Below are 22,247 nucleotides of genomic sequence, written 5' to 3'. Positions count from 1 at the left end.
TGTAAATTGACACATTAGCAAATTATAAAAACTATGAAACAAGAAGAAGACAAATTCACCGGATTACCCGAGAATGCGTTCAGAGAGTTGAAACCCGGAGAAGTGTACAACCCGTTGATGGGTCCCTCAAAAAATTATCCGGAAGTTAATATCTGGTCAGTAACATGGGGTATTGCCATGGCAATCCTTTTCTCAGCCGCCGCTGCCTATCTAGGATTGAAGGTCGGACAGGTATTTGAAGCAGCTATTCCAATTGCGATCATTGCCGTAGGAGTTTCCGGAGCTGCCAAAAGAAAAAATGCGTTGGGAGAAAATGTGATTATCCAGTCTATCGGAGCTTGTTCCGGAGTAATCGTTGCCGGAGCTATCTTCACCCTCCCCGCTCTTTATATTCTCCAAGCTAAATATCCCGAGATGACAGTTACTTTCATGCAGGTATTCATCAGCTCTTTATTGGGTGGCGTATTGGGTATTCTATTCCTTATTCCTTTCCGTAAATACTTCGTCAGCGACATGCATGGAAAATATCCTTTCCCTGAAGCAACAGCCACGACACAAGTGTTGATCTCCGGAGAAAAAGGCGGCAGCCAGGCTAAACCGTTATTGATGGCAGGTATGATCGGCGGATTATATGACTTCATCGTAGCAACATTCGGATGGTGGAACGAGAACTTTACTACCCGTGTTTGCAGTGCCGGAGAAATGCTGGCAGAAAAGGCGAAGTTGGTATTCAAGGTAAACACCGGTGCTGCTGTGCTTGGTTTGGGATATATCGTCGGACTGAAATATGCTTCCATCATTTGTGCCGGTTCACTGGCTGTGTGGTGGATTATCATTCCGGGAATGTCTGCTATCTGGGGAGACAGTGTACTGAATGCTTGGAATCCGGAAATTACCTCTACCGTAGGAATGATGAGTCCGGAAGAAATATTCAAATATTATGCTAAGAGTATCGGTATTGGTGGTATCGCTATGGCAGGTGTGATCGGTATTATGCGTTCCTGGAGCATCATTAAAAGTGCTGTCGGACTGGCAGCAAAAGAGATGGGTGGTAAAGGGAATGTAGAGAAAAGCATTATCCGTACCCAACGGGATCTTTCAATGAAGATTATTGCCATCGGTTCCATCATCACACTGATATTAATTGTATTATTCTTCTACCTTGATGTCATGCAAGGAAATTTGTTGCATACATTGGTAGCCATTGTTCTGGTTGCCGGCATCTCTTTCCTGTTCACCACAGTAGCAGCTAATGCCATTGCGATTGTTGGTACTAATCCTGTTTCGGGAATGACATTGATGACGCTGATTTTGGCTTCCGTAGTGATGGTAGCCGTCGGACTGAAAGGTCCTTCAGGCATGGTTGCCGCATTGGTAATGGGTGGCGTAGTATGTACCGCACTGTCGATGGCAGGAGGTTTTATCACCGACTTGAAGATTGGTTACTGGCTCGGAAGTACGCCTGCCAAACAGGAAACATGGAAGTTCTTGGGAACGATCGTATCAGCTGCAACAGTAGGCGGTGTAATGATTATCCTGAATAAAACATACGGATTTACAAGTGGCGCACTGGCTGCTCCGCAAGCAAATGCGATGGCGGCCGTTATCGAACCGCTAATGAGTGGTGTAGGTGCACCCTGGTTGTTATATGGCATTGGTGCTGTCTTAGCAATTATTCTGACTCTTTGTAAAATTCCTGCATTAGCTTTTGCATTGGGTATGTTTATTCCATTAGAACTGAATGTGCCGCTGGTAGTGGGTGGAGCAGTGAATTGGTTTGTTACAACGCGCAGCAAAGATGCAACTCTGAATACGGAAAGAGGTGAAAAAGGAACCTTACTGGCATCCGGTTTCATTGCCGGAGGTGCATTGATGGGAGTAATCAGTGCCGCGATGCGCTTTGGTGGAATCAATCTGGTTAATGAGACATGGTTGAACAATACTTGGTCAGAAGTGTTGGCATTAGGAGCATATGCATTATTGATTCTTTACTTTATAAAGGCTTCAATGAAAATTAAATAAATAATTATGAGGAGACTATTATCCATTATAGTATCGCTTGTAACTGCCATATCATTTGCGCAGCAACCCGTCGAGCTACCCTTGTGGCCCGACGGCGCTCCCAACTCCAGTGGACTAACCGGAGAAGAGCAGGAAACGCGTCCTCATTTTGTCACTAATGTCACGCATCCCACCATGACGGTCTACCACCCGGAAAAGCCGAATGGAATGGCTATTATCATGTGCCCCGGAGGCGGTTATCGTGGTCTAGGTATGGATGGAGAGGGGTATGATATGGCTCCCTGGTTCTGCGGACAAGGTATTACCTATATTGTATTAAAATACCGGATGCCGAACGGACATTGGGAAGTCCCCGTATCAGACGCCGAACAAGCCATTCGCATGGTACGTCAACATGCCAAAGAATGGAATGTCAATCCTTATAAGGTAGGATTAATGGGAGCCTCTGCGGGAGGACATTTAACTGCTACACTCGCCACTCACTATAATTCGGAAACACGTCCGGACTTTCAGATATTACTTTATCCAGTGGTTACGATGATGCAAATTACCCGTGGAAATACAAGAACTGCATTGCTTGGCAAAAATCCCACAATGGAACAAATACAGAAGTTTTCTGCCGAATTGCAAGTAACTCCCGATACTCCACAAGCATTTATCGCTCTTACCTCCGACGACCCTTCCGTAGCACCTTATCACGGAGTGAACTATTACCTCGCTTTACAAAAAAACAAGGTTCCGGCAACTCTCCATGTTTATCCTACCGGAGGACATGGCTGGGGATTTCAGGACCATTTTAAATATAAGCAACAATGGACACAAGAATTGGAAAAATGGTTGCGCGACGGTGTTGTATTCCCGGAAAATCCCGAGCCCATGTTACGAATCGGGAAATCATACCTGGGAACTAAATACGTGGCTAACACATTAGACCAAGACGGAGAAGAATCATTAATAATCCAGACTAATGCCGTAGATTGCCTCACTTTCGTAGAATATACGCTAGCACAAGCATTGGGCTCTTCCTTTGCTGACAATCTGCAAAAAATACGTTATCGAGACGGCATCATCAACGGATATCCTTCCCGGTTGCATTATACTTCCGAATGGATTGAGAACGGGATCCGCCATGGATTCCTCACCGATATTACTGCCCAAAACAGTGCACATACTCAAAAATTATCTCTTTCGTATATGTCTACCCATCCCAAGCAATATAAAAAATTGGCTGATTCGCCAGAAAATGTACGACAAATGGCCGAATATGAAAAAGCAATCTCCGGAAAAGTCGTACATTGGTTACCGAAAAGCGAACTGCCGGAAACGGGATTGCCCTGGATCATGAATGGAGATATCATTGCTATCACAACGAAGATGCCTGGACTGGACATCTCTCATGTGGGAATAGCAGAATATAAAAATGGGAAACTGCACCTGCTGCACGCTTCTTCTACATTGGGGAAAGTAGTTGTCAGCCACGAACCTCTCAATCACATGCTAAACAACAATAAATCGTGGACAGGCATACGTGTTGTCCGGATGTCTCACTCTAAAAATAACTGATTATGAAACGAGTAAAACATTTCCTTCTCGCCTCGTGCTTATTCCCCACTTTGCTGGGAGCACAAGAAATGGCAAGCGCCTACTTTCTGGAACTTACTCCGGACGCCCAATCGGCAGGTATGGCAGGTACAGGATTAGCTACCACCGATAACGGTAGTACAGCTATTTTTCATAATGCTTCTACCATCGCTTTCTCACAAGAAGTGATGGGTGCAAGTTATTCATTTGCTAAAATCAACAAAGATTATGCGTTACATAGCGCCTCCCTTTTCTACCGGATCGGAAGGGAAGGCATACATGGATTTGCTGTAGGTTTCCGGCATTTCAAAGATCCCAAAGTGTTCGATTACCGTCCTCATGCATGGGACTTAGAAGCTGCTTATTTCAGAAATATAGCCAAAAATCTGTCTCTTTCATTAACCTTCAGATACCTGCAAGCCAAAGCCGCAGAAGGTGCAGACAGCAAGAATAGCGTTTGTCTGGACTTCGGCGCGACCTACTATCGCAATATGGCTATATTGAACGAAATGGCTTCCTGGAGCATTGGTTTCCAAGCTGCCAACTTAGGCAAGAAGCTGGACGGACAAAAGTTGCCCGCCAGATTAGGATTGGGAGGTACAATCGACCTGCCATTCAGCATAGAAAATCGTTTGCAGGTTGCGCTCGACTTCAACTATCTGCTCCCCTCTGAAATCCGTCATCTCCAGGCTGGCGTAGGAGCCGAATATAATTTCCTGAAATATGGTGTTGTCCGTGCAGGATACCATTTTGGAGACAAAGACAAAGGGGTAGGCAACTATGGCACTCTAGGTTGCGGAATAAACTTCTGGCCAATACGTGCAGACTTCTCTTATGCCTTGGCTGATAAGGATTGCTTTATGCACCGCACCTGGCAACTGGGAGTTGGAATAGTTTTCTAAGCTCCTCTTCGAGGCGTTGCTTCACTTCGTTCATAGACACATCATGCTTTAATTCCTGACGAAGAGAAGTAACGCCTTTATCTATAAATCCGCAGGGGTGGATATAACTGAAATAACGTAAATCGGTATTCACATTCAAAGCCAGTCCATGCATCGTGACATAATGACTGCTTCTCACTCCGATAGCACAAATCTTACGCGCACGAGGCGTATCACCTTCCAACCAGACACCTGTCGCTTTCTCCAAACGACCAGCTTCAATACCATAAGAAGCACATACCCGAATCACCGCTTCTTCCAGCAAATGAACGTACTCTTTCAATCCTAACTGAAACTCTTCAAGGTTCAATATTGGATAGCATACCAGTTGCCCGGGACCATGATAAGTAATATCCCCTCCCCGATCAATATGATAAAGAGTAGCATCAATTGCTTTCAGTTGTTCATCACTCAACAACATATTATTTTCTTTCCCGCTACGTCCTAAAGTATAAACGTGGGGATGTTCACACATCACAATACGGTTTTCATAACTCTCGCCCTGAACTTTTGCCTGGACAATGTTATCAAACCATTCCGTCTGCCGTTGCCATGCTTCGGCATATGGTATTAAACTCCAATCAATAAAAACAGTTTTCATGAAAACAAAGGTAAGAAATAAAAAGAAAATGTGTACATTTGTTGGCCCAATATAACAAACACAACTATGAAAATGGACTTTCCACAGGTAGACTTGCCTACCGAAGTATTAGCATGGACGAATGTAACGGAAGACATTCTCAATATTTACAAGCAATCTTGCAGGTTGCAGGCATGTATTGTTGCCATCTGTACCGAAGGTTCGATGAAAGCCTCCATCAATCTGCTTGATTATGAAATTCGCCCCAATGACCTGATTACATTGTTACCGGGAACAATCATTCAGTTTCGGGAGAGAACAGAAAAGGTATGTCTTTGTTTTGCCGGTTTCTCTGCCCATTGTGCCGGACGAATCAATCTGATGAAGAATATTGGTAACGCATATCCCAAACTGATAGAACAGCCGGTGGTTCCTCTTAATGAAGAAGTAGCCAGTTATCTGAAAGATTATTTTGCTCTATTATCACGGGCCAGTTGCAATGAGAACTTCGAAATGGATTCTGAATTGGTTGAATTGTCTCTTCAGACCATCCTGACAAGCATACGACTGATATATCATAAATTTCCGGGCGAAAACAGTAGTTCGAACCGCAAAAAGGAAATCTGCCGGGAACTGATTCAGGCCATCACCGAAAATTATAAAAATGAGCGTCGTGCACAGTTCTACGCAGATAAATTAGGTATATCTCTTCAACATCTAAGCACGACTGTGAGACAAGTGACAGGTAAAAGTGTATTGGATACCATTGCTTATATTGTAATCATGGATGCTAAAGCCAAACTAAAAGGTACCAATATGACTATCCAAGAGATAGCATATTCTCTAAACTTCCCCAGCGCCTCTTTCTTTGGCAAGTATTTCAGACGATATGTAGGAATGACGCCATTGGAATTTAGAAATAGATAATTTTTACGAAGAGCGATAGAAAACATAAATGGTGAGTTGCAAAACAATGAACGGTGAATAAATTGCGTATTATCCGCAAAGTATTCACCGTCTATTATTTACAGTTCGCTATCTTTTTACTGTTGCTTACTCATTTTCGTCCCAAGCTCAAGGAATTGAGTACTACACTCACACTGGAGAACGCCATTGCAGCACTTGCCAGCATCGGATTCAATAACAAGCCATTCAACGGGAACAAGATACCAGCAGCAATAGGAATACCAATCAGGTTATAAATAAACGCCCAAAAAAGATTCTGATGAATCAGTTTGACCGTCTGCTTTGACAGTTGGAAGGCTTTAGGAAGCAGTAATAAGTCCGATGTCATCAAAGTCACCATAGCCACGTCCATAGCAATATCAGTTCCTTTTCCCATGGCAATGCTGACATCAGCCAACGCCAACGCCTGCGAATCATTGATACCATCGCCCACCATAGCAACCTTCTTTCCCTGCATTTGAAGCTCACGTACAAATTCGGCCTTGTCGTCCGGTAGAGCGTCGGCAACAAAACGCTCTATTCCTAAACGGGAAGAAACGGCTAATGCAGTCCGTTGCCCGTCACCCGTCAGCATACAGATGTCAATCCCTTGACGTTTCAGTTCCTTCACCGCTTCGGCAGAAGTAGCCTTTATCGGATCGGAAACAGCAATGATAGCCAACAACTCGTTTTCACGTCCAAAGTAAATGATGCCGTTACCGTCCGATTCATAGTGAACCAGCATTTCAGCCATCACATCGCTTACTGTCGCACTGAAATCTTTCAGGAGTTTATGACTGCCTACCCAATAAGTATGTCCCTCATAAGAGACTTTGATTCCTTTTCCCGTAATGCTTTCAAAGCTATCCAATACGGCAGGTTTTATTTTTTCCTCGTCCTGAAGCGCAGAGACAATAGCACCGGCAAGCGGATGCTCTGATTTCATTTCCGCAGCTAAAAGTACATCTTTGAAATGTGACTCCTGCGACTGCGCCCATAACCATCCGGTAGCCGTAGGATGGCCTTCGGTCAGTGTTCCCGTTTTATCTAGTACAACGACATCCACTTTGCGCATTTGTTCCAAAGCCACTGCATCTTTAATCAAAATATGCTGGCTGGCAGCTTTACCTATACCCACCATCAACGCAGTAGGTGTAGCAAGCCCCAAAGCACATGGACAAGCAATGACAAGAACAGATACAGCTGACAAAATACCATAAGAGATATATTCACTACCACCGATAGTAACCCACAATACAAATGTCAGAATGGCAATGCCTAACACTACAGGTACAAAAATTCCCGTAATACGATCAACAATGCGTTGCACGGGAGCTTTGCTGCCCTGTGCTTCCTGCACCATAGAGATGATACGGGCAAGCACTGTTTCACTGCCTACCTGTGCGGCACGAATGATAAATGAGCCACGCTGGTTGATCGTTCCTGCCAATACTTTATCACCTTTCTTCTTTTCTACCGGAACCGGTTCACCGCTAATCATACTCTCATCGACATACGAGTCGCCTTCGGAAAGCTGACCGTCCACAGGAATTTGCTCTCCCGGACGTACAACCACCAAATCACCTACCTGAAGTTTCTCAATCAAAATCTCCTCCTCCACTCCATTGCGCAGAACGCGAGCCACTTTTGGCTGCATTCCCATCAACTTACGAATGGCTGTCGAGGTATTTCCTTTGGCACGTTCCTCCATCAACTTTCCGGTGAGAACGAAAGCGATAATCACCGCAGAAGCCTCATAATAGACATGCGGTTCCAATCCGCGGTCATACCAGAATTCGGGGAAGAAAGTGTTGAACAGACTGAACAGAAAAGCAATAGAAGTACTAAGTGCAACCAAAGTATCCATATTGCTCCGTCCCAATTTAGCCTGTTTCCAGGCTCCGGTGAAGAAACCACCTCCGAAAAAGACCATGACAGGGATAGCAAATACCATTTGAATCTCATTAGAGTATGGTACATGCATCAGTATCATGGAATATACCAATAACGGTACAACCAAAATCCACGCACCAATCACCTTCCACTTCAAACGAATGTAACGCTTATGCTGTTCCTCTTCCCGGCGCTCTTCTTTGTGGGCTTCTTCCACAATCAGATCATAACCTGCTGCAAGCACAGCCGCACGAATTTCTCCGGGGGTCAGCTGATCTTTCTCATAAGAAACGGTCAATGTATTGGTAGCAAAATTAACGGAAGCCTCAATGACTCCCGGCAATTTTTTTACTGTTTTTTCTACATTATTGGCACATCCTGCACAATGCATATTAAGCACAGGAAATACCTTTTTTGTTGTGTTACCCATATAATTATTGTTTACGGCCCTCCCCTCCTCTCGAAAAAGAAGTTGGGGAAGAACCATTGTTTGTTTATAGAAACAAGCTAATACAGGTATTTGTTCAATTACTTCTTATCAGTCTTCTGATCGTCTTTCTTTGTTTCTTTTACAAATTCGGCTTCATAACTGAACTTATTAAATCCTGCCTGCAACTTCTTTACATTTGTTTTTTCAGCATCATACGTAATGGTTACCATTTTCGTTTTTACTTCGGTCGAGATATCCTTCAACCCTTTCTCAAAACGCATATTGTCCTTTACTTTCTTTTCGCATTTCTCACAGTGCATCTGCGGCACTTTAAATACAACGACACGAATATCTTTTGCCAATACAGCTGTTACACTCAAAAGAGCCACCACGCAAGTGACTATCCATCTTTTTGTTCTCATTTTTCTTATCAGTTTAAAATTAATGTTCTTTCTTTATTATGCGATCGTTTCTTCGCCCGCTATTTCCTGTTTTTACTCACTATTTCTAGCTAAGTTAAAACGTATTCCGATATATCCTTTTGCTCCGTGCACCGGTCCCCAAATCATGGTAGAATCAAAATTGTTCCCCCAGGGATTTGCTGCATCGATAATCGGATTCTTTTGTTTGAAATTTGTCAGGTTCTCGCCTCCTACGTAGATAGACCAACGACGGAAGTAACGGGTCACCTGCAAGCTCAACTGCTCAAAACTACCATAACGACGTTCCCAAGACAACTGTCCGTCTCCCAAGTCATAAGGAGTAGGCATCCTACCGCCACCATTCAGTTGTAGCGTAGCGTCGAACTGCCAAATTCCTAGCGGAGTCTGGTAAGAAGCCGTAAGTAATCCTTTGTATTTGCTCGTCAGCGGTTTCTCCATTCGTTCACCTTTGTAGGTCGTTTTTGCATCCGTGAGCCGGTAAGCACCTGTCAGAGTGAACCCTTTGAAGAAAGGATAACTTGCTTCCACCTGGAACACATGCGAATAAGAACGTCCATCCAAATTGTAGAAAGCTACTTCGTGAGGGTTGCTATCCATATCCACTATCACTTGTTTCAAGAAATCCGTATAATAGTATTCCGCATTCACATTCAGCGTTTTGCCGAATATAGGGATATAAGTAGAGACGCTGGCACCATAATTCCATGCTTCTTCCATATCCAGGTTCTTTGCAATTTCCACCTTACGGCTACTGGAAAGCAAGTAGTTATTTTCCGCCAACACATGATTGGTACGATATCCTTTTCCGGCAGAAAGACGGAAATTCACATAATCATTCGGATTGTATTTAAGATGTGCACGCGGAGTCACGAAGAAACCATGTTCATTACTGTAATCGCCACGCAGACCGGCCATTATCATCCATTTATCATTCAAGTTCAACGTATATTGCACGTAAGCACCGGGAACAGCTTCCTTTTCAAAGGCTTTGAGAGGATTGTCCGTAGTATTTTCCAAACGATAATGTTGGTCATAAGCGTCATAATTAAAGCTCAATCCTGCGGAGAAACTATTTTGCGAATTAAATTCTGTTTCAAACATCAGCGAAGCATAGACGTTGGTTTGATCCACATTATACAGTTTGCACCCATACGTAGCATCCTGATTGTGTAAAGTGGTGGAAAGAATCAAAGCCAGGTTTGTATTCTTCTCCTTATTAAAGATATAGGCGTTCTTGGTGAAGAATTCATAGCGTTCTGTATCGATCCCTACTTTATACAGATCACCGGAGTGCATTGCCCCTCCGTGATTAACCTGCCCGCTGGTACGTGTTTCAGAAAGAGCTTTAATACCTGCCTGGAAAACATAATGGTCGCCCATATATGCCCATCGGTTCCACACATTATACTGTTCCACCTGTGGAATATCCACAAATCCGTCATCGTTACCATCATGCGCCTTGGTCTCATTTTCGTAATGCGCTAGCAGAGAAGTACTCCATCGTTTGGAAAGTTTCAATGTAGCGTCCGCATTGGCTTCATACCGGTTGGTAGTGCTTGCAAAAAGATTGGCAGACACCCAATCAGCTTCCGGCAACTGCGGTTTCTTAAATTCTACGTTTATCTGTCCTGTAATGGCTTCATAACCATTCTTCACCGAAGATGTTCCTTTGGAGACCTGTATACTCTGCATCCATGGGCCGGGAACATATCCCAATCCATAAGGAGCGGCGGCTCCCCTATAATTCGGAATGTTTTCCGTCAACATTTGCACATAGGTGCCGGACAGCCCCAACAATTTAATTTGTTTGGCTCCTGTTGCCGCATCGGAATAACTCACATCTACTGAAGGGTTCGTCACAAAACTTTCACCTAGATTACAACAAGCAGCTCTACTCAATTCGGCACTACTTATCATGTCTTCATTCATCACGCTGCTACGCAATTTCATCGTTCCCAGTTTCCGAGTGACAATATTCACCTCATTCAGCTCCACTCCATCACGAAGCACAATATCCAATTGCTGATTTTTACTGCTCACATGAATCGTGTCGTTCTGAAAACCAATAAAACTGACAATCAGCATATGGCTTTTGGAAGGTTTAGTGATAGAAAAACTACCATCTTCCTTGGTTGTCACTCCTTGTCCTGTATTCATCCAGAACACATTGGCACCCGGAATAGCCTCCCCGGTACTATCTTTCACTGTTCCCCGTACTTGCGCATATGTATTGCCGGCAAATAACAGGAACAGGCCTATTATCATATATTTCATTCTTTCTAAAGTTACTTTCGAGATACAAAATTAATTCATTTCTCATGCAACTTAGTTGCATTCAGTGTTGCTTTACTTTCATGTTCTATAGAAAGCAAAGGATTAAATAAGAAAGAAATAATGGCTAAATAATGTAAGTGGAATATAACGCCAGCATCTGCCTTGAGCAGAGAGGTGGCGGAGAGGTCAGACTATCATATTCTACTGGTTTATCCGCATAGGTCGGAGTCAACAGATAGCAGAAATGCTCACATAAAAGATCGACTGCCAAAACTGATACGGTCAATTCGGTAGTATGTTTCATCAGGTCGAGCTTATAAATAGTAGCCGTACAACCTTTTTCTTTGCAGTTTTTCTTTGAATCGCAAGTATGAGACTTTTTACACTTCGGACAGCCTGTATCACAGCAGCTCTGCACTATCTCACAATGGGCACAGCAATAACGTACAATAGAAACCCCGCCTCCTGAATAGATAATCAGGAGAGAAAGGATTAGTGCTGTTATGTAGGCTAGTCTTTTCATTTCAGAGGACAAAGATAAGAATAAAAACAGATTTTCCTATCTATTTTCGTAATTAAGATTCAATCATCATTCAAAACTATAGATTTACATGCATTTCTTACCGGTTATTTTCCCGGTAACCTCATATTCATCAACAGTAGATTGAATACCAATTTATTGCAGGCATATTTCCGGTCCATTATTTGGCTATTTTAGAGTCATATCAGCACTATTAACTCTTTTTACTCAACAATAAAACCTATCTTTGCCCCGAATAAATTTACTGTTTTTTTTTAAGTAAACGCTATGCTTACATATCTACTCCTCATTATCACTCTTTATCTGGCAGGAAATGTCTACATATTTATCAGAGCGGCGCAGACTCTGAAAGTAAAACCGCTTGGAGTAAAAATACTCTTAACCGTTTTATTCTGGATCTGTGCCTTATCTTTATTCGGCACGATGTTGGCCCGCAATCTGGAGATGCCTGTCTTTATCTCCCATTCAATGTACATCATTGGAACAAGTTGGCTGATATTTACCCTATATATGGCATTGTTCCTGCTGTTGTTTGATATCTTGAAATTATTCAAAGTTGTCTGCAAGTATCGGTTCTATCTATCTTTAGTGTTCACGTTGGGATTACTGGGATATGGGATGTACAACTATTATCATCCGGAAATCAATGTTGTCAGTATTTTAACTAATAAACAGAACGGAGATACTTCCCACGCAGTTAAAATCGTTGCCATAAGCGATGTTCATTTGGGAAACGGTACAGGGAAAGCTTCACTGAAGAAGTATGTGGAAATGATAAATGCACAGCATCCCGACTTGATACTGATTAGTGGCGATTTGATTGATAACAGTGTTGTACCTCTTTATACAGAGAATATGGCAGAAGAACTGGCCGAGTTGAAAGCTCCTATGGGGATCTATATGGTTCTTGGTAATCACGAATATATTAGCGGAATCGATGAAAGTATCCGATATATAAAGAATACTCCAATACAACTTTTGCGCGATTCAGTAGTGACACTCCCCAACGGCATACAACTGGTAGGACGCGATGACCGCCACAACCGTAAGCGCAGTTCCCTGCAAGAATTGATGGCGAACGTCGATAAAATCAAACCTATCATCTTGCTGGATCATCAGCCCTTTAACCTGAAAGAAACAGAAGCGGCCGGCATCGACCTGCAATTCAGCGGACACACACATCACGGACAGATATGGCCTATCAACTGGATGACCGATTATATATTCGAGCAAAGTCACGGTTACCGCCAATGGGGAAACAGCCATGTGTACGTTTCCTCCGGATTGTCTCTTTGGGGACCGCCTTTCAGAATAGGAACACATAGTGAAATGGTTGTTTTCAACTTCCAATGAATATTATGCAGTTTTGTCACATATGTTACAGTTTCTAAGAAATCTCTGCCCTATCTTTGCAGAAAAAAAGATTATGGAACAATTACATGCTCATGAAGTCCTCCACATGATGGAAGGAAACAGCTATTCGGAATCATCATTGCGGGAAGCAATCATTAAAAAGTTTGGTTCACAGCAACGCTTTTATGCCTGCTCGGCAGAAGACATGGACGTAGATACCCTCATCGAATTTCTGAAAATGAAAGGGAAATTTATGCCTGCTGAAGATGGATTCACCGTAGATATCACTAAAGTATGCAAGCATTGATGAGCGGATGCTATCCGGCAATCCTGTTTTAGAGGATAAATAGCTGCAAATTTTTCTGTTTTTATTAGCCCGATTCACGAATTTCATCTATATTTGTCAATAGTGAATGATAAAACAAATGTTGAATTTACAGAAAAAACGGGTATGAAAAAACAATATGTCAGTCTGCTTGCAATTATACTTTCGGTAAGCGGCTTTTTGTTTTCTTGTCATGACAAGATGAACAAAAACACAGGTGCGTTACAGTTTGACAGCATTCAAGTGAATGAGACAGCACACCTCTTCAGCGATACAGCCAAACCGGCTTGCAATATTATTATTAATTTTGCTTATCCGGTCAAGTCATCAGATGATATGCTGAAAGACAGTTTGAATGCTTATTTCATTTCGGCCTGCTTCGGTGATAAATACATCGGCGAAAAGCCGGAAGAAGTTGTAAAGCAATACACTGAGAATTATATCAGCGAATACCGCCGCGACCTTGAGCCGATGTATACCGAGGATGAGAAAGACAAGGAAGACGAATCTTCCATCGGTGCTTGGTATTCTTATTATAAAGGTATAGAAAGCCACGTGCAACTGTATGATAAAGACCTGCTTGTATATCGTATCGACTATAACGAATATACCGGAGGCGCGCATGGCATTTACATGGCAACTTTCCTGAACATAGATCTCACCTTGATGCGTCCGCTCCGTCTCGATGATATTTTTGTCGGAGACTACAAAGACGCATTGACCGACCTGATCTGGAACCAGCTCATGGCGGACAACAAAGTGACGACTCACGAAGCATTGGAAGATATGGGATATGCTTCCACCGGGGACATCGCTCCGACAGAAAATTTCTATCTAAGCAAAGAAGGAGTCACCTTTTATTATAATGTATACGATATCACTCCTTATTCTATGGGCCCTGTAAAGGTAACAATCCCATTTTCTATGATGGAGCATTTACTAGGCAGTAACCCGATTCTGGGAGAACTGAAAAATTAAATTTCATAAAAAACTGAACACCAATGAATATCCTATTGTTATCACTCCCGTGTGACAGAATTAGGATATTCATCCACTTATATCATTCAAAACTTATAACTCAAAACTCAAACAGTGGAAATCATACTGAAATATTTTCCTGATCTGACGGAAGAACAGCGCAAACAGTTTGCTGCTCTATACGACCTCTACACTGACTGGAATTCAAAAATCAACGTAATCTCCCGCAAGGACATCGAGAATTTATATGAGCACCACGTGCTCCATTCGTTAGGCATTGCCAAAGTAATCCAATTCCGTCCCGGAACCAGCATTATGGACCTGGGTACAGGAGGAGGTTTCCCCGGCATTCCTTTAGCCATCTTATTTCCCGAAGTAACATTTCACCTCGTGGACAGTATCGGCAAAAAAGTACGTGTAGCAACCGAAGTGGCAAACGCTATCGGACTGAAAAATGTAACATTCCGCCATGCCCGCGCAGAAGAGGAAAAAAGAACGTTCGACTTTGTTGTCAGCCGTGCTGTAATGCCTTTGGCGGATTTGATTAAGATTATCAAAAAGAATATCTCTTCGAAACAACAGAATGCATTACCCAACGGACTGATTTGTCTCAAAGGTGGCGAATTGGAGCATGAAACGATGCCGTTCAAGCATAAAACGGTCATTCATAACTTGAGCGATAATTTCGAAGAAGAGTTCTTTCAAACTAAGAAAGTGGTATATGTTCCGATTTAAACAAGACTATATGTTCTGATAGATGATAAATCATAAAGAAACCATGAAAATAAAGAGATTTGAATTTAATATGTTTCCCGTAAACTGCTACGTATTATGGGATGATACTAAAGAAGCAGTCGTAATTGATCCCGGCTGTTTTTATGAAGAGGAAAAGCAGGCTCTAAAAAAGTTCATTCTTACCAATGAACTGAATGTGAAGCATCTGCTGAATACTCACTTGCACTTGGATCATATTTTCGGAAATCCGTTCATGCTGAAAGAATTCGGATTATCGGCAGAAGCAAATAAAGCGGATGAGTACTGGATTGACGAAGCTCCGAAACAAAGCAGAATGTTTGGTTTTCAGTTGCAGGAAGAACCTGTGCCACTGGGCAAATACCTGCACGACGGAGATATTATCACTTTCGGACATACCAAACTGGAAGCGATACACGTGCCCGGACATTCACCCGGTAGCTTGGTATACTATTGCAAGGAAGACAATTGCATGTTCTCCGGCGACGTCCTGTTTCAGGGCAGCATTGGCCGTGCCGATCTCACAGGAGGCAACTTTGATGAACTGATAGAGCACATTTGCAGCCGTCTGTTTGTTCTCCCCAACGAAACTGTCGTTTACCCCGGACACGGTGCTCCTACGACGATCGGAATGGAGAAAGCTGAAAACCCATTTTTTAGATAATAAAAAATAAGTATTAGGTATCAAGTATTAATTATTACCGAAGCTAACGGGCAATTCCCCCTACGATACTTAATTCCTGATACTTAATACTTGATACTTAATACTTGAAATTATTATGAAAACCGATTTGTTAGCTAGCCGTCACATCGGCATCAATGAACAAGACACAGCCATCATGCTCCGCAAAATTGGCGTGAACTCACTGGACGAACTGATTGATAAAACAATTCCCACCAATATACGACTGAAAGAGCCACTGTCATTGCCTAGTCCGCTGACGGAATACGAATTTGGAAAACACATCGCCGAACTGGCAAATAAAAATAAACTATATACTACGTATATCGGTTTGGGATGGTACAACACGATTACCCCGGCTGTTATCCAACGGAATGTATTCGAAAACCCGGTATGGTACACTTCTTACACTCCTTATCAGACAGAAGTGTCGCAAGGACGCCTAGAGGCTTTGATGAATTTCCAGACAGCCGTGTGTGACCTTACTGCTATGCCGCTCGCCAACTGTTCACTTTTGGACGAAGCAACTGCCGCTGCCGAAGCTGTAAGCATGATGTATGCCTTACGTTCCCGTGCGCAACAGAAAGCCAATGCAAACGTAGTTTTTGTAGACGAAAATATCTTCCCACAGACATTAACTGTTATGACTACACGCGCCGTGCCGCAAGGCATCGAACTGCGTGTTGGTAAATATAAAGATTTTGAACCTTCATCGGAAGTATTTGCCTGCATTCTGCAATACCCGAACTCGAATGGAAACGCTGAGGACTATTCCGAATTTACAGAAAAAGCTCATGCCGCAGATTGCAAAGTAGCTGTCGCCGCAGATATTTTAAGTCTTGCCTTACTGACTCCTCCGGGAGAATGGGGAGCAGATATTGTATTCGGAACCACACAACGTTTGGGTACTCCAATGTTCTATGGTGGTCCGTCGGCTGCTTTCTTTGCTACCAGAGACGAATACAAACGGAATATGCCGGGACGAATCATCGGATGGTCTAAAGATAAATATGGCAAACTCTGCTATCGGATGGCTTTGCAGACACGTGAACAGCATATCAAGCGGGAAAAAGCAACTTCAAACATTTGTACCGCGCAGGCATTATTAGCTACTATGGCAGGCTTTTACGCTGTTTATCACGGTCAGGAGGGTATCACAACAATTGCGTCGCGCATCCACAGTATTACTGTATTTCTTGAAAAGCAGCTGAAGAAATGTGGATATACACAAGTCAACGCTCAATATTTTGACACTTTACGTTTTGAGTTGCCCGAACACGTTTCGGCACAACAAATCCGTACAATAGCGCTTAGTAAAGAAGTAAATCTGCGTTATTATGAGAATGGCAATGTAGGTTTCAGCATTGATGAAACAACAGATGTGGCAGCCGCCAATGTATTGCTATCTATCTTTGCCATCGCTGCCGGAAAAGATTATCAGAAAGTAGACGATATTCCGGAAAAAAACAATATCGACAAGGCTTTGAAACGTACAACTCCTTTCCTGACGCACGAAGTATTCAGCAAGTACCACACGGAAACAGAGATGATGCGTTATATCAAACGTTTGGATCGCAAAGATATTTCTCTTGCACAATCGATGATTTCTCTCGGTTCATGTACCATGAAGCTGAATGCAGCTGCGGAAATGTTGCCTTTAAGTCGTCCTGAATTTATGAGTATGCACCCACTGGTTCCGGAAGATCAGGCAGAAGGATATCGGGAATTAATCAAGAATTTAAGTGAAGATCTGAAAGTTATCACCGGATTTGCAGGAGTCAGCCTGCAACCAAATTCGGGGGCTGCGGGGGAATATGCAGGACTTCGTGTGATTCGTGCTTATCTCGAAAGTATCGGTCAGGGACATCGGAACAAAGTCCTGATTCCAGCTTCAGCCCACGGAACAAATCCTGCGTCAGCTATACAGGCAGGATTTGTGACTGTCACCTGTGCATGCGACAAACAAGGAAACGTAGAAATGGATGACCTGCGTGCTAAGGCTGAAGAAAATAAGGATGAATTGGCAGCACTGATGATCACTTACCCTTCTACACATGGTATCTTCGAAACAGAAATAAAGGAAATTTGCGACATCATTCATGCCTGTGGCGCACAAGTATATATGGATGGAGCCAATATGAATGCCCAAGTGGGATTGACCAATCCGGGATTCATCGGTGCGGATGTCTGCCACTTGAATCTTCATAAAACATTCGCCTCCCCTCATGGTGGCGGAGGTCCGGGAGTCGGTCCTATCTGTGTGGCCGAACATCTGGTTCCTTTCCTTCCCGGACATGGAATCTTCGGTAATTCACAGAATCAAGTATCAGCTGCCCCATTTGGTAGTGCAGGTATTTTGCCTATCACGTACGGATATATCCGTATGATGGGTGCAGAAGGATTAACGCAGGCAACTAAGATTGCAATCTTAAATGCTAATTATCTGGCTATTTGTCTGAAAGATACGTATGGAGTTGTTTATCGGGGAGCCAATGGTTTCGTAGGACACGAGATGATTCTGGAGTGTCGGAAAATACATGAAGAAACAAGTATCTCGGAAAATGATATTGCCAAACGTTTGATGGATTATGGTTATCATGCTCCTACCCTCTCTTTCCCTGTTCACGGTACGTTGATGATTGAACCGACAGAAAGCGAGAGTTTGGCAGAACTGGACAATTTTGTAGATGTCATGCTGAATATCTGGAAGGAGATTCAGGAAGTGAAAAATGGCGAAGCAGATAAGGATGATAATGTATTGATTAATGCTCCGCATCCGGAATACGAGATTGTTAGTGATCGTTGGGAACATTCGTACACACGTGAGAAAGCGGCTTATCCGATAGAAAGTGTACGTGATAACAAATTCTGGATCAATGTAGCTCGTGTAGACAACACGCTGGGAGACCGTAAGTTACTACCAACTCGTTATGGTACGTTTGAATAAAAGTGATTTATTGGAGAAATCAATTCATTAGAAAGGATAAAGAAGCATCTCTATAAGAAATAATCCCGGGACTCACACTCATTGAGCCCCGGGATCATTTTTATCAGCCAAGGGCTGAATAAACAGAAGCCCTGGAGATACATCAACTATCTCCAAGGCTCAATTTTCGTGATATGGAATGTAAATCCCAATAAATATATATATCTGAATTTTATTTCTACTTGACAATGGTTACTGTATCAGCTTTCACCTTTTTCTCTTTCATTGAAATCTTCGAATCAGCATATCCCAAAGCTACGCAACCATAGACTTTATGATTGGCAGGAACACCTAAAGAGGTAATATACTCACGAACTTCAGGATCATCACATGTTGTACCCAACTGGTTGATCCAGCAAGAGCCGATTCCTAAAGAATGAGCAGCCAGAAACATATTTTCTATTGCACAAGCACAATCCATCCCAGCCCACCATTGAGTAGGTTCATTAGATACAATCACCAAAGTCGGAGCATGATAATAACAACAATAAGTCTTGCTATGTCCACGCTCTTGTAAACGGGAATCATCGCTTTTTGCAAAAGCCCCTTTAATGCGCTCATTCAGTTCTGTCAATTTATCAACATTCTGAATAGCTGTAAAATGCCATGTTTCCAAATGCATTCCACTTGGTGCATAAGTTGCAGCTTCCAGAATAGTCTGCAAATCTTCTTCTGAAACTTGCTGACTAGTATAGGCCCGTACACTACGCCGTGCTTTAATGTTCTCTAAAACTTCATTCGTTTTCATGGATAACAAGTTTTTATATAAGTATGTCAAAGATTGCTGCATCAGTACCTTGTAGTTCTCTATCTTTTAACTAATCCAATCTTTGCGTTCAGTTTAAAATAATAGATTCCATTTTCTCTCTCCAAAAATCCGTACTTATCTTTCTCCAAAGCCCCTTTTTCCAAACGAGTATTTTGAAACAAAAAATCCTCCATCACTTGTTTTTCTGATTTATGATAACAGAGTACCTCTCCACTTCCGCCCACCAACAGAATCCCTTCCACAGCCGAATCCAATCCATTATAGATCTTTGCCGGACGCATTCCTAAAGCTAACGCCATCAAGAATTGCTTCATCTTGAACTCATAAAACTTGTGCTTGTTTATCAGTTCGTCTTTTATTTTCAATGGATTCATTTGTTTGACTATTTCCGTCAGATCGCTAATGCGGGAGATACCATCCAAATGCATAATACGGACCATTTCTGTCAATACACGTGGAAAATGCAAATCAATCATCAGAAGATTGCTACGGAATACCCGGTCGGCTACATCAGAATATTTGAGTACACCACCCAAACGCTCGATCATCATCATTCGCTCAGCAACTTCATTCGGAGATTCAGGCAAAGCATTGATTTTATTCACTGTGGGAGTGGCAAATTTGACTCCACTCTGTTCCAGTTTTAGATTTGCAGCACGTCCTCCGTCCAATAACGGATTCATTACACCCAACCGTGAACGGACATTAAAACCTCTCAACGGGGCTTCCGGATGCCAAAATGCAATAGAGAAATCGGTACGATCTTCTGTTTTTGCTTCCAAATCGAAAATGGCAGCTTCGTCTAAAAACGCTTCTACTCCTTCCGGAGAGGTTACATCATTTTCCGAAGAAGTTTTCACAGCCTGCAATATCAGATCTGCTACAATACCAAAATCCTCACGAGGCATCGATTTTACCCCGCTCTCTCCCACTATACGGATCGTATCTTCTTCAATATAATATTGACGTGTCCCGTCATGTTCTTCGCGTTGAATCATTGCAACAGGCCAGAATCTTTCTCCCGCCTTTGCTTCTGCTGTGCCTAACACTACTTTCCCGTCTGCCAGGAGACGAAAGAAAGAATAGAGTTCGCACCATTCTTTTTTGGTTGCTTCAAATGCCATATGTCTTTATTTTACTAATGGTTCTTTTTATCCTAATTTTACTAAGAAATTTCTATCTTCACCATGAGTTGCTTACTGATTGATAACCTGCGGTAAGGTTGCAGACGACACAATAGGAGGAACTATATGAGTCACCTCTTCCAATGGAGGAAGCTTGCCTATTTGTGCAAACAGAGAGTTTCGAATCCATTCTCTGGGAGTAACTATGATAAATCGTCCTGTCCAACAACCATCAAAATAGGAAGGATTGCCCGGCTGTTTCTTTATAGGATAACAGATATTTTCTCCTTTACTCCGCATCTCCGGCGAACGCCCGGGATCATTTACCCACACATGTTTATCATCAATACCACGAAGCACCATCCAGTGCCCTCTCGGACCGGGACGCAAACCACGAACAGCTCCTGTATATCTCACATTGACAAGCACAGGTATACCACGATCAATATAATCTTTTAATACCCGGTAATCTTTCTGCTGAAAATGTTCGGCACTTATCATGTTTTCATAATAACGTGTCAAAGAATCAATTTCAAAAGAATAGTATCCTCCCTGCCCTATCGATGTACGACGACGGAAGGGAGCACGTTTTTTCAGAAAGTAGTTGCGTTGATATTCAATCAATTTCTTTTCTGCATCCTGAGCTGTACGTTGTGTATCGGTCGTCATACCCTTGAAGTAATCAAATACCATTAGCGAAGAAGCCAGAGAGCAATGCGAATAAGGACATCCCGTGATTTTCTGCGAATACCACGGAACAGGAATATTATTAGGAGCGAGCTTTTGAGTCTCCTGTGCTTGTACTTGCGTCTGAACGCTTATCAAAGCAAAGAAGCTTAAAAACAGATTGAAAATTATATGATATTTATTTCTCATGCAATATTTAAATATCTTACTTACAATACATTCTCATCATCAAGAATCCGCGCTGTCTCCACCTTTTCCAAACGGGCACGCAACTTAGGCATCATCGAACGACGAATACGTAACGTCATACTACAATCCATCTCATACGACTGATTGAGAATTTCAGGTTCTTCTTCTTTCACAATGCGCATTACGTCATTCATGAAGGGATATTCAAACATTACCGTCACGTCTTCATCTACCGTTTTTTCTATAATTGTAGCAGCAGCAATAGCTTCAGCAGCGGCAGCCTTATAAGCCACGATCAATCCGCTTGTCCCTAACTTGATTCCTCCAAAATAACGGACTACTATAATCAGGATATTCGTCAGTTCATTTGAGTTTATCTGTCCGAGAATGGGTTTTCCCGCTGTTCCGGAAGGTTCTCCATTGTCATTGGCACGGAAATCCTTTCGTGCAGCTCCCAACATATAGGCATAACATACGTGCCGTGCGTCATAATACTTCTTCTGATACGTTTCAAGATGTATTTTTATTTCATCGAGAGTACGCACAGGAAGGGCGATAGCAATAAACTTGCTTCGTTTTTCCGTATAAATACCTTCGGAAGGTTCAATGATGGTTTTATAAGTATCTTCAGCAGTCATACTGCAAAGATACGGCTTTAATAAGAAAAGTCAATCTATCGTTTGGAAATATTAATGTTCCATTTACCGATGAGATGTAGTTGGGAATATAAAATCTTTGTTGATAGATTTTC

Annotated in this window: 19 protein-coding genes; 10 read left to right on the top strand and 9 right to left on the bottom strand. The window is 42.5% G+C overall.

Annotated features, from left to right (window positions below; translation table 11 throughout):
• The first annotated feature begins 33 nt into the window (after window positions 1-33).
• Genes GD631_RS14445 through GD631_RS14435 form a run of 3 tightly spaced genes read left to right on the top strand, consistent with a single transcriptional unit; the run spans window position 34 to window position 4,505 of the window.
• Entirely contained in the window at window positions 34-2,022 is a 1,989-nt protein-coding gene (locus tag GD631_RS14445; RefSeq protein ID WP_143257599.1) for an OPT family oligopeptide transporter, read from the top strand.
• 6 nt (window positions 2,023-2,028) lie between these two features.
• On the top strand, window positions 2,029-3,585 hold the full coding sequence (locus GD631_RS14440; RefSeq protein WP_143257598.1) for an N-acetylmuramoyl-L-alanine amidase-like domain-containing protein: 1,557 nt from the start codon (window positions 2,029-2,031) through the stop codon (window positions 3,583-3,585).
• 2 nt (window positions 3,586-3,587) lie between these two features.
• The gene (locus GD631_RS14435; protein ID WP_143257597.1) at window positions 3,588-4,505 is read left to right on the top strand and encodes a PorV/PorQ family protein; all 918 of its coding nucleotides are present in this window, start codon (window positions 3,588-3,590) and stop codon (window positions 4,503-4,505) included.
• On the opposite strand, the gene lipB is transcribed toward GD631_RS14435, so the two are convergent.
• Window positions 4,462-5,145: a lipoyl(octanoyl) transferase LipB gene (gene lipB, locus GD631_RS14430; protein ID WP_143257596.1), complete on the bottom strand. Its 684-nt coding sequence runs from the start codon at window positions 5,143-5,145 to the stop codon at window positions 4,462-4,464. The two genes, GD631_RS14435 and lipB, sit on opposite strands and share 44 nt — an antisense overlap.
• Before the next feature lie 66 nt (window positions 5,146-5,211).
• Here lipB and GD631_RS14425 point away from each other — a divergent pair, with 66 nt between their 5' ends.
• Window positions 5,212-6,051, top strand: a complete 840-nt coding sequence (locus tag GD631_RS14425; RefSeq protein ID WP_074636520.1) for a helix-turn-helix domain-containing protein — start codon at window positions 5,212-5,214, stop codon at window positions 6,049-6,051.
• A gap of 130 nt (window positions 6,052-6,181) precedes the next feature.
• On the opposite strand, the gene GD631_RS14420 is transcribed toward GD631_RS14425, so the two are convergent.
• The 4 genes from GD631_RS14420 to GD631_RS14405 form a co-directional block, all read right to left on the bottom strand.
• A complete protein-coding gene (locus tag GD631_RS14420) occupies window positions 6,182-8,392 on the bottom strand; it encodes a heavy metal translocating P-type ATPase (RefSeq protein WP_143257595.1) in 2,211 nt (736 codons plus the stop codon).
• A gap of 98 nt (window positions 8,393-8,490) precedes the next feature.
• Window positions 8,491-8,814 (bottom strand): heavy-metal-associated domain-containing protein, encoded by a 324-nt coding sequence (locus GD631_RS14415; protein ID WP_143257594.1) that lies wholly within the window; start codon window positions 8,812-8,814, stop codon window positions 8,491-8,493.
• Between the two features lie 72 nt (window positions 8,815-8,886).
• Window positions 8,887-11,109 (bottom strand): TonB-dependent receptor, encoded by a 2,223-nt coding sequence (locus GD631_RS14410; protein WP_143257593.1) that lies wholly within the window; start codon window positions 11,107-11,109, stop codon window positions 8,887-8,889.
• A 124-nt stretch (window positions 11,110-11,233) separates the two neighbouring features.
• Window positions 11,234-11,632, bottom strand: a complete 399-nt coding sequence (locus GD631_RS14405; protein WP_143257592.1) for a hypothetical protein — start codon at window positions 11,630-11,632, stop codon at window positions 11,234-11,236.
• A gap of 285 nt (window positions 11,633-11,917) precedes the next feature.
• Here GD631_RS14405 and GD631_RS14400 point away from each other — a divergent pair, with 285 nt between their 5' ends.
• The 6 genes from GD631_RS14400 (at window position 11,918) to gcvP (ending at window position 18,688) form a co-directional block, all read left to right on the top strand.
• Window positions 11,918-13,003 (top strand): metallophosphoesterase, encoded by a 1,086-nt coding sequence (locus tag GD631_RS14400; RefSeq protein ID WP_143257591.1) that lies wholly within the window; start codon window positions 11,918-11,920, stop codon window positions 13,001-13,003.
• A 73-nt stretch (window positions 13,004-13,076) separates the two neighbouring features.
• Window positions 13,077-13,310, top strand: coding sequence for a YecH family metal-binding protein (locus tag GD631_RS14395; protein ID WP_143257590.1), 234 nt, complete (start codon window positions 13,077-13,079; stop codon window positions 13,308-13,310).
• A gap of 144 nt (window positions 13,311-13,454) precedes the next feature.
• Window positions 13,455-14,306 carry an RsiV family protein gene (locus tag GD631_RS14390; RefSeq protein ID WP_143257589.1) on the top strand — a complete coding sequence of 284 codons (852 nt, stop codon included), beginning with the start codon at window positions 13,455-13,457 and terminating at the stop codon, window positions 14,304-14,306.
• Between the two features lie 114 nt (window positions 14,307-14,420).
• Window positions 14,421-15,041 (top strand): 16S rRNA (guanine(527)-N(7))-methyltransferase RsmG, encoded by a 621-nt coding sequence (gene rsmG / locus GD631_RS14385; protein WP_143257588.1) that lies wholly within the window; start codon window positions 14,421-14,423, stop codon window positions 15,039-15,041.
• 43 nt (window positions 15,042-15,084) lie between these two features.
• The gene (locus GD631_RS14380) at window positions 15,085-15,723 is read left to right on the top strand and encodes an MBL fold metallo-hydrolase (RefSeq protein WP_004311627.1); all 639 of its coding nucleotides are present in this window, start codon (window positions 15,085-15,087) and stop codon (window positions 15,721-15,723) included.
• A 115-nt stretch (window positions 15,724-15,838) separates the two neighbouring features.
• Window positions 15,839-18,688, top strand: a complete 2,850-nt coding sequence (gene gcvP, locus GD631_RS14375) for an aminomethyl-transferring glycine dehydrogenase (protein WP_143257587.1) — start codon at window positions 15,839-15,841, stop codon at window positions 18,686-18,688.
• A gap of 217 nt (window positions 18,689-18,905) precedes the next feature.
• Here gcvP and GD631_RS14370 read toward each other — a convergent pair whose 3' ends face one another.
• From GD631_RS14370 to GD631_RS14355, 4 genes are all read right to left on the bottom strand, one after another.
• A complete protein-coding gene (locus GD631_RS14370; protein ID WP_143257586.1) occupies window positions 18,906-19,475 on the bottom strand; it encodes a nitroreductase family protein in 570 nt (189 codons plus the stop codon).
• Between the two features lie 59 nt (window positions 19,476-19,534).
• Window positions 19,535-20,620, bottom strand: a complete 1,086-nt coding sequence (locus GD631_RS14365; protein ID WP_143257585.1) for an HpaII family restriction endonuclease — start codon at window positions 20,618-20,620, stop codon at window positions 19,535-19,537.
• A gap of 72 nt (window positions 20,621-20,692) precedes the next feature.
• Window positions 20,693-21,496: a C39 family peptidase gene (locus tag GD631_RS14360; RefSeq protein ID WP_185911476.1), complete on the bottom strand. Its 804-nt coding sequence runs from the start codon at window positions 21,494-21,496 to the stop codon at window positions 20,693-20,695.
• Window positions 21,497-21,516: 20 nt separating this feature from the next.
• On the bottom strand, window positions 21,517-22,134 hold the full coding sequence (locus GD631_RS14355) for an IMPACT family protein (RefSeq protein WP_143257584.1): 618 nt from the start codon (window positions 22,132-22,134) through the stop codon (window positions 21,517-21,519).
• Window positions 22,135-22,247: the final 113 nt, after the last annotated feature.

This window comes from Bacteroides luhongzhouii (genome assembly GCF_009193295.2).
In the GTDB taxonomy this organism is placed as follows: Bacteria; Bacteroidota; Bacteroidia; order Bacteroidales; family Bacteroidaceae; genus Bacteroides; species Bacteroides luhongzhouii.
This window is presented reverse-complemented; position numbering and strand designations above follow the sequence as displayed.